Source organism: Cryobacterium glucosi, assembly GCF_004402235.1.
Lineage (GTDB): Bacteria > Actinomycetota > Actinomycetes > Actinomycetales > Microbacteriaceae > Cryobacterium > Cryobacterium glucosi.
This window is the reverse complement of sequence record NZ_SOFS01000016.1, coordinates 146,565-158,385: the sequence shown is the minus strand read 5'-3', so window position 1 is coordinate 158,385 and position 11,821 is coordinate 146,565. Positions and strand designations below refer to the sequence as shown.

At 59.5% G+C, this 11,821-nt stretch carries 14 protein-coding genes and 1 riboswitch; of the genes, 8 read left to right on the top strand and 6 right to left on the bottom strand.

Annotated features, from left to right (window positions below; genetic code table 11):
* The coding region (locus E3O46_RS18585; RefSeq protein ID WP_206750898.1) for a hypothetical protein at nucleotides 1–309 on the top strand (309 nt) is incomplete at its 5' end.
* 40 nt (nucleotides 310–349) lie between these two features.
* Here the strand turns inward: E3O46_RS18585 and E3O46_RS07345 are convergent.
* Entirely contained in the window at nucleotides 350–559 is a 210-nt protein-coding gene (locus tag E3O46_RS07345; protein WP_134446425.1) for a hypothetical protein, read from the bottom strand.
* A 581-nt stretch (nucleotides 560–1,140) separates the two neighbouring features.
* Here E3O46_RS07345 and E3O46_RS07340 point away from each other — a divergent pair.
* Nucleotides 1,141–1,503 carry a hypothetical protein gene (locus E3O46_RS07340; protein ID WP_134561424.1) on the top strand — a complete coding sequence of 121 codons (363 nt, stop codon included), beginning with the start codon at nucleotides 1,141–1,143 and terminating at the stop codon, nucleotides 1,501–1,503.
* A 207-nt stretch (nucleotides 1,504–1,710) separates the two neighbouring features.
* On the opposite strand, the gene E3O46_RS07335 is transcribed toward E3O46_RS07340, so the two are convergent.
* Nucleotides 1,711–2,355 carry a GntR family transcriptional regulator gene (locus E3O46_RS07335; RefSeq protein WP_241987360.1) on the bottom strand — a complete coding sequence of 215 codons (645 nt, stop codon included), beginning with the start codon at nucleotides 2,353–2,355 and terminating at the stop codon, nucleotides 1,711–1,713.
* Between the two features lie 489 nt (nucleotides 2,356–2,844).
* The gene (locus tag E3O46_RS19000; RefSeq protein WP_478213399.1) at nucleotides 2,845–3,129 is read right to left on the bottom strand and encodes a transposase; all 285 of its coding nucleotides are present in this window, start codon (nucleotides 3,127–3,129) and stop codon (nucleotides 2,845–2,847) included.
* A gap of 1,157 nt (nucleotides 3,130–4,286) precedes the next feature.
* A riboswitch (cyclic di-GMP riboswitch) is annotated at nucleotides 4,287–4,360 on the top strand.
* 390 nt (nucleotides 4,361–4,750) lie between these two features.
* Here E3O46_RS19000 and E3O46_RS07325 point away from each other — a divergent pair.
* Complete coding sequence (locus tag E3O46_RS07325; RefSeq protein ID WP_134446421.1) at nucleotides 4,751–5,038, top strand: hypothetical protein; 288 nt, start codon at nucleotides 4,751–4,753, stop codon at nucleotides 5,036–5,038.
* A gap of 304 nt (nucleotides 5,039–5,342) precedes the next feature.
* Here E3O46_RS07325 and E3O46_RS18240 read toward each other — a convergent pair whose 3' ends face one another.
* Entirely contained in the window at nucleotides 5,343–5,507 is a 165-nt protein-coding gene (locus tag E3O46_RS18240; RefSeq protein ID WP_166787260.1) for a DUF2207 domain-containing protein, read from the bottom strand.
* Nucleotides 5,508–5,921: 414 nt separating this feature from the next.
* On the opposite strand from E3O46_RS18240, the gene E3O46_RS07320 reads away from it, so the two are divergent.
* From E3O46_RS07320 to E3O46_RS07310, 3 genes are all read left to right on the top strand, one after another.
* Nucleotides 5,922–6,098 (top strand): hypothetical protein, encoded by a 177-nt coding sequence (locus E3O46_RS07320; protein WP_198413698.1) that lies wholly within the window; start codon nucleotides 5,922–5,924, stop codon nucleotides 6,096–6,098.
* Nucleotides 6,099–6,385: 287 nt separating this feature from the next.
* Nucleotides 6,386–6,754, top strand: a complete 369-nt coding sequence (locus E3O46_RS19095) for a DUF7882 family protein (protein ID WP_241985128.1) — start codon at nucleotides 6,386–6,388, stop codon at nucleotides 6,752–6,754.
* Nucleotides 6,755–6,899: 145 nt separating this feature from the next.
* On the top strand, nucleotides 6,900–7,640 hold the full coding sequence (locus tag E3O46_RS07310; protein WP_134561421.1) for a DUF3105 domain-containing protein: 741 nt from the start codon (nucleotides 6,900–6,902) through the stop codon (nucleotides 7,638–7,640).
* Between the two features lie 37 nt (nucleotides 7,641–7,677).
* On the opposite strand, the gene E3O46_RS07305 is transcribed toward E3O46_RS07310, so the two are convergent.
* Together E3O46_RS07305 and cmtR are read right to left on the bottom strand one after the other, a co-directional pair.
* Complete coding sequence (locus tag E3O46_RS07305; RefSeq protein ID WP_134561420.1) at nucleotides 7,678–8,364, bottom strand: cation efflux transmembrane domain-containing protein; 687 nt, start codon at nucleotides 8,362–8,364, stop codon at nucleotides 7,678–7,680.
* On the bottom strand, nucleotides 8,361–8,714 hold the full coding sequence (gene cmtR / locus E3O46_RS07300) for a Cd(II)/Pb(II)-sensing metalloregulatory transcriptional regulator CmtR (protein WP_134561419.1): 354 nt from the start codon (nucleotides 8,712–8,714) through the stop codon (nucleotides 8,361–8,363). Before cmtR ends, E3O46_RS07305 begins: the two co-directional genes overlap by 4 nt.
* Nucleotides 8,715–8,780: 66 nt before the next feature.
* Between cmtR and E3O46_RS07295 the strand changes: the two genes are divergently transcribed.
* Together E3O46_RS07295 and E3O46_RS07290 are read left to right on the top strand one after the other, a co-directional pair.
* Nucleotides 8,781–9,695: a cation diffusion facilitator family transporter gene (locus E3O46_RS07295; RefSeq protein WP_134561418.1), complete on the top strand. Its 915-nt coding sequence runs from the start codon at nucleotides 8,781–8,783 to the stop codon at nucleotides 9,693–9,695.
* 1,629 nt (nucleotides 9,696–11,324) lie between these two features.
* Nucleotides 11,325–11,801: a hypothetical protein gene (locus E3O46_RS07290; RefSeq protein WP_134561417.1), complete on the top strand. Its 477-nt coding sequence runs from the start codon at nucleotides 11,325–11,327 to the stop codon at nucleotides 11,799–11,801.
* The last annotated feature ends 20 nt before the right edge of the window (nucleotides 11,802–11,821 follow it).

Below are 11,821 nucleotides of genomic sequence, written 5' to 3'. Positions count from 1 at the left end.
GTTCAGATCAGGAAGTGGGCAGATCTCATGGCCACCAGCGGGCAGTTCTACTGGCCGTCAGCGGGCAGTTCCATGGCCGCCTATGGGCAGCTTGTCATGGCCGCCGACATACCTTCACCGATCGCCCTGAACGTCGTCACCTTGCTGGTCGATTTCCCCGGAAGCGCCGAGCCAACGGTGAGAAGAAGCCCCCGCGTGATGTTCATCGCCCTGCCTTGGCAGTATCCAGCCAAGCGACCGCTCTCAGCTTCGTCGAGCGGGTCATCACTCCGGCTGCTCCCGCAACGTCGCGCGGCCTCCTGGGAGTGACCATTTTCGGGGTACACCTTCCCTCTACTGACGTCCAGCATCACCAGAATTCGTGCACGTCCGGGTCACCCCATTCGTAGGCAGGGACCGCAATCGTCTCCGAATACCCGGTCTCTCCAGGTGCGGACGCCGCCTGGCCGAGAAACTCAAGGTGCGTAACGGCCTCCGCGGCGTCGGGTTCAGGCCAGAAGGATTCTTCCGGGATAGCGACGAAAGCGCTTGTCGGCCCGAGGAGAAGTGTCGCTGTCACGACTGCGCCCCCGATCAATACCACCGGGATTGACGCGACTGCAGACTTATGTTTGGCATTGAGCACGATCAAGAGACTGACGAGGGAGTCTGCGATTCGATCTGCCGTCAGGAACGAAGCACCGCCGAACATAATACGTCTCATTCCCACACCCTGAACTCGTATCTATCCCGGCGCAACCGGGTTGACATGATGTGCGTATCGGTGAGATATCAGGCCCACACCAACGCCTCCTTCGATCTCCGCACTTCGCCTGACGCCACGCATGCCTATTCGCACGCATTCGAAGGCAAAGTTCACTTCTGACTCACGTCGACCGCGAACAAGGTTGGAAAGGGCGCGGCAAGAATACGAACAGTTTTCGAGCCGCTAGCCGGAAACCCAAATTGACCAGACGACCCTCCTGAAAAAGGTGATTGCGTGCGCTGTTTCGACAAGTTGCAGACTCGCGTGAAGCTAGCGTCTTCACATGCACCTGATGGCGCGTGAGCCAAAAATCATACTGGTCACCGGCACAAAAATGCCCTAACATTTCGCTTGTGCGCTGGGTTGGCGTCTCCAGGGCATGAATCGGGGGAATTGTGAAGAGAATGTCGTACTGCGGAACGACGTTCCTAACCACAAATGCTGTTGCGGATGCGCTATTAGAATTCGCCGCAGCGCTCACAGAGCAGCACAAATCTGAAGTAGTGGAGGTGCCGTCCTATAGCGCAGACGGTAGCGAAATACTCATTCACCTTCTCGTAGCCCCCGGCAGTGAACTCATCAGCATTCCCGAGAATGCTGTTGGTGACGAACCCGAGACGCACTATGCCGTATCCGTCCTTCGCGACCACATCGACTCTCTCCTTTCGGAGTCCCGTACTGAAAGCACCTTCACAACCGCCATGGCATCAACGTCCACGGACTGGTCGACCGAGGACCACTGGGACGACGTCTACTAACTCCGGCCAACATCTACTAGTCATGCCCGACGATCACACTGAAACAGCTCACCATTTGAGGTCCTGATCGGACGAGACCGTCCTTGACCCCTCAGTCGCAGTGAGACCTGTGGCATCCCTCGACGTGTCGAAATCACGACCGAGCTGACCGAGAAATCTCCGCTGCTAGGCGCCGAACTACTCCCCCAAACAGCTATCCGCGTCCGGCTATGCAGCGTCGCGATCTGCGTCGAGATCCGAGCCGTCCCAGTCCATGATTGCGTTCCGAGCGCCGAGGATGTGAGCGAGCATCGCTGCTTCGGCCCAGAGGGCGTCGTGTGACCGAAGCGCCGTGAGGATGTCGCGGTGGTGGTGATTGCTGCTTGCCCGAAAACGCCCACCATCACGTCGAAAAACCCGCGCCATCATCGGGATGCGCCCGACAGAGCCTGTCAGTTGAATGAGCGGCTGGTTCCCGGACGCCGCCACGATCGTGTGATGGAATTCGGCGTTGAGCTCGCCAAGTCGCGTAACTCCTTCATCGTCACCCGCAAGCACGAATTCGTCCATCGACACAATGAGTTCAGCGAGCTGTCCGAGAGTTTCATCACTTATGCGGGTGGCAGCCAAACCGGCGGCCCTGCTCTCCAGGCCCGCGCGCAGGCAATACGTATCCCGTACCTGTTCCTGTGTCCAGGAGACGACCGTCGCCCCTCTATTAGGCGTGAAGTCAACAAGGCCGGCTTCGTCCAGACGACGCAGGGCCTCTCGGACAGGGGTCCGGCTGAGACCCAACTCGTCCGCCAAGGACTGCTCCCGGAGTACTGTACGGGCGGGTATCTCACCTGAAAGTATCCGACGCCGGAGGTACATGAACGCGGCCTGTCCGCCCGTCACCGCCTCCGCACCACGTGTTATCTCTGCAGTCCGCGCTGACGCCATGGCGTCTCCATTTCTCACAAACCTGCGCGCCACAATCCGGGCACACAGACTATTTTCGGGTGAGCCGATTATCACCCAAGGGCCTCACTTAGGCAACTATCGCCGCGCCAGCGACAGCGACTGGGGCCGGCGTTCCAAACTCTCGAGGGAATGACTGCGCGACCTGACGAGGCCAAAAGTCACCGTCGGTTCTACCTCAGAATCAGCTGCATCGGTGTGGGGAGAGCTCAGCGCCGCATGTGGCCATGGCCTATCGCTAGATCAGGTCTATCCCAGCGTTTTCCCACTCACAGTCCTCCTTCGAGCACTGGTCGATCCAAGTGCGCATTCCGGGCTGGACCACAGTGAAATACGGTCCGTGCACGACGCTGCTGTCGCAGTTCGGGCAAAATAGAAGATTCATGCTGTCACGGTAGCGCATCACCTATTTGGGGGCCGACGGCTGCGGGTTAACTTCACGCCATTGACACATACACCAGAGGAGGCGTGCAGTTCGTGGTCACGCCGTCCACGGGTCCCCGCGAACGCGCACCCGCAGGCCGCCCTCCAACTCAGATAAAAAATCACGGCTTCGGCCGCATCCCGGTCCGAGAAATTGTTCGGGCTCTGCGACACCATGACCAACGCCATCACATCAGCGGACATCGACGGGCGACCAGGCTTGAAAGAGCGACCTAACCCGCCACGCCAACGCCAAAACTTGATCAGCGCCCTTCTAGAGCGAGTGACTCTCTGACAGACGCCGGTAGATAGCGGGGTGAGGATCTTGGCTTAGCCAGATGCCGGGCAGTCTGCGGCCGGCGGTGTCGATTGGATTGATGAGGACCGTGGGAACTAGGCCGCGCTCGTCCCGTCTGACCAAAACCACAAACGTCGGGCTCAGAGCGTCGTTACCCCGGAGGGTAACGGCCGTCCACATCGTTGCCATCGGGGTTCCCTCAGAGTGATTCGTCTCATTTAGAGCGTAGTAATTCAGGGTGCGGCCTCCTAGCCCCCCGTTCACCCGGTCGGCGCGGCATGGAGGTTGTTAGTGAGTGCATGTGCTGCCCGCGAAGTACTATTCGTTTGCGCCCGTCGACACTTCCGGAACTAGGGGTAAGCGATGGGCGCTGCTAACACTGTGTCTTGATGCGGTCATGTGCTTCCCGTTCCGAGGTGGCGGATATTGCCAGCATCTGTGCCTGTACCGACCGGATCGGCCCGAGGTGGGTCAGCCGATCGCTGTGGTGTCGTCCACTTTCCCTAGCGAGTATTCGATGGTCGTGCTTTGGCGAGTGGCGGTTGAACCGGGCGCGCCAGGTGTGAATCCGATGGATTTCTGGGCGGCAGCGTTCATGGCGACAAAGCCGATTCCTGAATGACCTAAACCTCGTATCGTCCGCCCGGTTGGTTCCCATGAGGGCGTTGGTCGCGGGGATACTCACCGGGGAGGACTCCATGGAGAGCGGTGCTGCGTCAGGGCACGCTGTGGAAACTGTTCACCGGACCGACGTGCCGACGATTCGGTGCATTTCCGCGGGCGCTCTTGTCCAATTGTGTCCGCCAACTCGACGCCGCCGCCTCCGGGCGGCTGGGCAACCACGCCACTGCAACTCCGATCGTGGCCGGTATCGATGGCGTCACCCTGGCACCGCTTCACCGGAAAACGATCGGTGCGCTCCTGGGTCTCGGCATCGTGCACAGCGGATACTCCTCCGGCGGGTCCCGTGCGCTTTCCCACCTCCCGGAGACCGCTATGAAGCGGTTGACCTCGAGAATCCGGACCAAGGGCCCACCCCTTTCGGGGGCCATCCGCGTCGGACAGAGAGTGCTACCTTCAAGTCAGGTGGCTACCGGCCGCCGGCGAGACGGGTGTCAACGTCCATCGCACAAGGCACACCCGCCGTGAGACGGGGTCGCAAAGGCACGGGACCCTCGGGCCAGCCGGCCTACCGAATGGCTAGGACCTACGCGAAATGAGCTTCCCCTTCCTCACATCCGTCAAACCGATCGTGCCCGAGACGCGCCCTGAGCCCACACTGGTCCTTCCGGAAGATTCAGTGGAACCAAGAGCCAAGATTCTCTGGTTTGGTTCCGCCCCGGCAGTCGCCCGGCCGATCAACACAGTCACAGAAGAACCTCAACAGCCTGACCCCAGGCACCGCAAGCCGGTGGACTGATAGGAGTGGCGGCCGTCCTCGTAGTAACTGTGACCTGATGCGAAGAATGACCTCCGCGGCTAGCACCATCGGGCCCTGCCGTGAAAGATGGGCACACCATTCAACGGCCCAGAAAACCATCAGGCGGCCGCACGAGCGTCACAGAGAAAATGATGAGAGGAAGCATCATGATCGCAGGCCGATTGCAGGCCCGAACGGCAGACGACATTGAAGTCCGCGCTCTGTCCGGTTGCGAGTGGAGAGTCATTGACCGCCGCATTGCTCCAGACAATGCTCTCTGCTTGATTGGCTTCATTTCGAAGAACCACGGCAGTTTTGAGGTGATGGAATTCCTTAACTCGGTTGAACGCGCCGTCTTTCCCAGTCTGAAGGGGGCAATATCGTATTTCGTGAACTCGCCGTCCAGCATTCCTGGCTGCAGCATTTCAGAGACAACAAACAAGGCATTCAGCTAGCCGGATACTGCCGGCGTCCCGAACTGCCCTCGCCACCGTTCTCTGGTCGAAGTCCTCGGTCCGCCGGGCACGGCCTATCGCGGCACTGACTGCGCGAAACTGGCAGACCTGATGTAGAACTTTCTTGCTGGCGTTAACAGCTATTTAGTCATCCTTGGAGGCCTGGGCTTGATCGGTCGGGGCGGAATCCCGATCAACTTGTCGCGCCAACAAGCATTCGCGCACCTGACACTCACGCGTCTTGTCGTGACTTCATCAGTCGGCACAGCGAAGCGGCCCTCGCAGGCACTGGGTACAGCTGGTGCTACACGCCACGTCGTCCGGAGATGGAGCGCGCGAGAAAAAGGATCACAGCGATGATCGCCAAAACGATGCCCACCCAGAGAAGGAACTGGAGAGACTGGACAAAACCGCCCGTAATCAGCAGGACCACGGCAATAACGGCGATGACAATAAGCAGGAGATTCATGATGACGACCCTTCATCTCACCAATGCTTCATGATGCGCCGAGCATATCACCGCGGTACCGGCCTCGCATTCCCGTCGGGTAAGGAGCGCGATCGATCGTCGCGGGACGACCGGGAGATATACGAAGTGACTTAAAGTCCGAGTCACTCACTCACGGCGTTAAAACCCACCGACACTCACGGGTGTCACAGGCGTGGGATGGGTTTCCTATTGCGAACATGTCGGCGGCACCCGTGCTGCACGAACACCCCCGCCCGCACCGCCCTCGGAACATCGAATCGGAAAGAGCCCAAGCCTCCCCGAAGGACCCCAACGCGACTATTGTGTCATCACACCCGCAGTGGCAGATGAGCGACGATACGCGGAATTGGCAGGCGCAAAATGGGCAGGCGCGGAATTGGTCTGGTCGGGATCGTGTATCTGGTCATCGGGGTCGTGGTTGCTGCCACCCACGGTTACCTCGTGGCATGGAATGTTCCCAGCAACGTCCTGGAAGGCGTGGCGGCGATTGCGCTCTGGCCTCTTGTGGCCCTCTTCGGAGTCGATCTGCACACCTTGATCGCATATGAATCGGAAAACTCACGCTTCTGACCGGCCTTCACTGTTCGTGAGTGAAGTCGCGTTCCGGGATGGCGGACCCTCCCCTCCGCAAAGACGCGTGCAGGCCGGAAGCAACAAATCCACCAGGTGTTGCAATGACCAGCTGAATCCACCAGGTCTTCAAGATCGGAATCCGCACAGACCGGCAACGTGCAGACTCCATCTCTACGCCTACGTGCGGACTTTGCGGGAGATTTCTAAACTCGGTCAGCTCAGCGCCTGTACGCTCAAGATAGCGAGGCGCCCAGATCCTGTGTTTCGCGAAGGCGGAACACCAGATGGGCATGCTCACCTACGGCAACGGCAAGATCGAAGTTGAATTCGACGACCGCACCCTTGCTCACCTTCAACTCGTAATCATTGCGAAACTTCGTCGCCGAGAGAGTTTCGTTTTCACGTGGACGAACTCCAAGATCGTTGGGCACGGTCGGACCAGTATCTGGATCGACCCGAGCATTCCCCTGCAATTCCAATACCTCGGCAACCGGTCACCGACCATTAACCGGTCTTGGGTTGATGCCCTCATGGATTCGGCCAATAGCAGCAGCGGTCTGATCCTCACAAACGAGCAGCCAGTGTGCCCTGGAGGGATTCGAACCCTAGTCACGACCCAGCCATTGCCTCGTACAGGGCCAACTTCCGCGTAATTTCAACGTTTTTCGGTCACTGTGGCACGTTGTAAATCAGGAGGATTTTCGCGAAGTAACGGGCAAAATGTGGACACGGACGACAGATCAAGGCCAGTTCGCTGGCGTAGACCACTCGGCGGCGCGACAATATGCAGCCGTCTGAATGCCCACCGAGGGGCCCAAGAACGCGGCAGCACCGACATCCGTTGACGGCGTGCAGACCTTCCCGAACCAGACCTCCCAGCACGTCACCGGTACGGTGAAATACAATCCGCTGCCGCCGGTAGGTGGAGACCACTCCGTCACTCTCCTGAACTGTGGCGTGTATTCCGAGAACGTCCCCAACGAAAATGCAGTGCATTCGCTTGAGCACGGCGCCGTGTGGGTCACCTACGACGCCTCCACGGTGACGGGTGATCAGCTCGCAGCGCTGCGCAAGGAAATCCCGTCGGCATACGCGATCCTGTCTCGTTCGCCGGTCTCCCGTCGTCGATCGTCGCATCGGCATGGGGCACGCAGCTTGACATCGCCGACCCGGCCGATCCCCGACTCGCGGCATTCATTGCCAAGTACCGGGGCGCCGCAACTGCTCCAGAACCCGGCTCACCTTGCACCGGAGGCCTGGACGGACCGGGCAAGGTGTCCTAACCTGCATCGTCGCCAGCGAACACCAGTTCCACGATTGAACGTCAAGAGTTGTGAGCACAACATGATGGGGTTCGGAGGGATGGGCTGGACAGGACCAGGGATGATCTTCGTCCGAACGGTGGCTAGCGGAATGGCGATCGTGGGCATATCGGTCGTGTACGCCCACCGAACAGCACAACCGGCACGAGTGCCGCGTTCACCCAACGGCTGCCGAGAGCACCCGCCGTCGAACCGTTTGCGTCGGCTGGTGTGTTGATAGACGCAGGATTCCAGACGCCCGCGCAGCCTCGCCGCTAGCAGCAGTGATCGTCTTCGATGTTGCGCTCCCCGGTGAGCGCGCTGATCGGGACCGCGCAGCTCTCGCCCTTCCACGCTTCGAGGCCTTCACGAAAAGCGAATGCTGCGATCACGAGCGCGGCGATAGAGTCGGCCCAGGCCCAACCCAGCAGGGAATTGAGCACAAGGCCCACGAGGAGAGCTGCGGAGAGGTAGCTGCAGATGAGGGTCTGTTTCGAATCGGCGATCGCCGACGCGGACCCCAGTTCGCGGCCGGTTCGACGTTCGAACCAGCTCAGGAACGGCATTACCGCAAGACTCACGGCGGCAAGAACGATGCCCACCGGACTGTGTGCGGCTTCACGGAGGCCGAAGAGGGACGACCCGGCCTCGACGATGACGTAGGCCGCTAGGGCGAAGAAGGCGTATGCGATTACGCGCAGCGCCACCTTTTCCCGTTTCTCCGGATCCGGAGCGGCGAACTGCCATGCGATCGCGACGGCGGACAGGACTTCCACGATCGAATCGAGCCCGAAGCCGATCAACGCGGCCGACGACGCCACGTTTCCCGCTGCAATGGCGATGACCGCCTCGACGACGTTGTAGGTGATTGTGATGCCGACGATAATGCGGATGCGACGCTGGAGAAGCAGTTTGCGGGCGACATCGAGGACGACGCCAGGGCCGTTCGTCGTGGCGCTCACTCGAGCCTGCCGCAGCAGAGCGGCTGGTCACAGTTCTCGTCGACGCAGGCCGTGCCTTCATCGACCGCGAGGACAACGTCGAACAGGGACTGAAGCGCCCGGGTCAGGTGCCTGTCGGCAATTTCATACCGGGTCTGTCGTCCTTCGGGCACGGCGACAACAAGGCCGCAGCCGCGAAGACAACTGAGATGGTTCGAAACGTTTGAGCGGGTGAGTTCTAGTTCTCGGGCGAGCTTCGCCGGGTAGCCAGGTTCCTCGAGCAGGCTCAACAGGATTTTGGATCGGGTGGGATCGGCCATCGCGCGCCCGATCCGGTTCATCACGTCCAGACGTGAGGCAATAGTCAGCATGCAGTGACTATACAGTCTAGGATGACCATTGGTGATTGTGCCCACGGAACAACGGCGGAGGCAACTATGACAGAGCACGACCACGCCCCTTCCGGCGCCTCTGGTCGCCGACGACTCGCCATTGCCTTCGGAATCACCTCGACAATCCTGGTCGCCGAAGTCATCGGCGCTATCCTCACCGGTAGTTTGGCCCTGTTGATCGATGCGGCCCACATGCTCGTCGACGCAGGCGGGCTGCTCCTCGCTCTTGTAGCGGCAACCCTCGTGACGCGTGCTGCCACGCCCCGCCGGACGTGGGGTTATGCCCGGGCTGAAGTGCTCGCCGCTACCGTGCAGGCGGCAGTTCTTCTGGCGGTCGGGATTTTCGTGTTCGTCGAGGGCATTCAGCGTCTCATCGCACCTCCTGAAATTGCGTCAGGCCAACTGCTCGTCTTTGGCATCATCGGATTAGTCGGGAACATCGCCTCGATCACGGTCCTCGCCAGCGGCCGAGACTCAAGCTTCAACCTGCGCGCAGCATTCCTCGAAGTGGTCAATGATGCCCTCGGATCCGTGGCCGTAATTGTCGCGGCGATCGTGATCGCGATGACAGGGTGGACGCGCGCGGACGCCGTGGTGGCCATGCTGATCGGTGTGCTCATTCTGCCGCGGACGTACACACTCCTCCGAGAAACGGTCGACGTACTGCTGGAATCCACTCCGAGAGGGCTGAACCTCGACTCGGTGCGGAGCCACATCCTGGATCTCCCGCATGTCCGGGCAGTGCACGACCTCCACGCGACACAAATCGCAACAGGCCTGCCCGTTCTCACCGCGCACGTCGTCGTTGACGACGAATGCTTCTACGATGGGCACGCCTCAACGATCATCGATGACCTACAGAATTGCGTAGCTGAACATTTCGAGATCTCCGTCGAACACTCCACTTTCCAGCTCGAGCGCGCCGTCCACGCCGAACACGAGAACCACACCCATAAGTGACAAATTCGAGCCTCGCCTGTCGCGGACGCTCATCCGGTGAGGTTCCAGAAACCCAACACAGGGCTGTGGACGCGTTCATTGACGCACGCCCTTCGGCGCGGTTGGTCACGAAGCATTGGAAGGCGTGCACGTTTGACACCATTCGCTGTCTCGTAAAGCCAGGGATACGAGACGTCTCACGGCCGCCACCGTTCCTCCTCAGAATCGGCGGAACCACGTGGCTGCGAGTCTCATGATCACGTCACATATCCTCCTGGGCGAATTCCGATCCGCACCGTTAGTTCTAAGACACCACAAGAGCAGGTGATGAACCGGGAATGATGTCGGTTTAGTTGACTCGCGCGGTTTGTCGTCTCTACGACGCCCGAGCGGCAGCTTCAACCATCTCAAGCTCGATCGGCGTGAGCCTTCCGAGTCCGCGATGCCGACAACGCCGGCGGTAGGTCCGTTCCATCCAAATCACGATCACGATCACGATCCCCAGTCTCAACAGTGTCGCCGCGACAAAATGCATCCGACTTCAGACCTACGCCACGCGACACGCGCCGACTCAACGTCTACGGCATTTCTCCTCATCAGGCAGACCAATTTCACGAGCCGGCGACGCGCTCCGAGCGAATAAGTGGTGAATAAAAGTGCGCGGCATTAAGTGCCACAAGCCAGAGCTAAAGAAACCTGCAGATCAGCGCGCATTCTCGAGACCACGCGTCACTTGAACCCAGGACGGTTCGCAGGACCGGGCGAGGCGCTGCCAAACAAGAAGATTTAAGTGCAGGTCAGGATGCAGTTCTGACCCACCCGCGCGACGCCGAGTCGAGTCCTCTTGACTATTTACTCAAGTCTCGCGAGAAACTACCAACCTAAAATTCCTGATCAAAAGACACTTTTTCGTAGGGCGGCCGGGACTTGAACCCGGGACCGACGGATTGCGGCGGGCCCTTTTTTGCCGAGCGACTCTCGTTACGAAACCTAGACCCATCTCGTCTGATCTCGATTTGATCAGGAGTTCCCTGCGATATCTGGCAAGATCATATCGCAACACCTCGGCCTATCTCGGGCGGTCTCGACGCAATAAACGTTGAATAATCGTGCGTGCATCAAGTCGCACTCTTTCCGAGGTTAGAGCTGGGGTACCTGGACTCGAACCGAGAACAACTGATTCGAGTAGAGACCATCACTCAACCCCCAAGTTCCGCATGTTTTCGCGGAATTTGAATGTCCCATAGTACGTCCTGATACACACTGGTACGCACTGGTACGCACTGGTACGCACTGGTACGCACTGGTACGCACTGGTACGCACTGGTACGCACTGATTCTGGCACTTTGAGAGGTTTTGGCACTCAAAGTGGCACCCGAATAAGCGCGCCGAGAACGGCCGTTAGGACAATTCTGCGCTGTCGTCTAATCACTACTGGTCATTGGAAGCCCCGTCGCATCGGAACTGGGAAGTCTAGACGGGGTTCGAATCCTGTCTGAGCTTTTGTTTCCATAGTCTGAGGGGTTAGACAGGTCGCCGATCTTCCCTCCTCAGACGCCCTTGCGGAAAGTCCTCGCCTATGACGACCGAGAAAAGGGCCGGCGACAAGAGGACGTAGTCGACCGCTTGATACCGCAAGGCTCTCGATCATGACAGTACGGCTGACGCTCGGTTTGGCAATTCTTGCCCTCGGTTTCGGCCTAGCTGCCCTTGCCGGGATCCCTGCCATGATTGAGAACCGAAGCGTCGGTGACATTGCGGTTGTCAGCGGTCTGGCGTTGGCGGACGCCGGTTTCGTCGTTGGATTGACGGGCATTCCCGCGGAGATTCGAGCGTGGCGACGCCAGAAGGCTGACCGGGCCGCGGATATTGCGAATCTCAAAGTCAAACGTCGCCGAATTCAGCATACAAAGGCCGATGTACTCATCCGGCTCGAGGAGGCACACACGGACCTGGAAAAGTATCGGGCTGATCGGCGCGCCCAGGCTCAAACCCGTGAGCAGCAAAAGTACCTACGCGCCATTGAGCTGGAGGACTTGATTATCGAGGCCAACCTCGACTTCAACTCCAACGATTTCATTCGACACGGCGTCATGGACGCATTCGACCGTGGGCGTGAGACCTAGAGCCAATATCGTGCACCCAG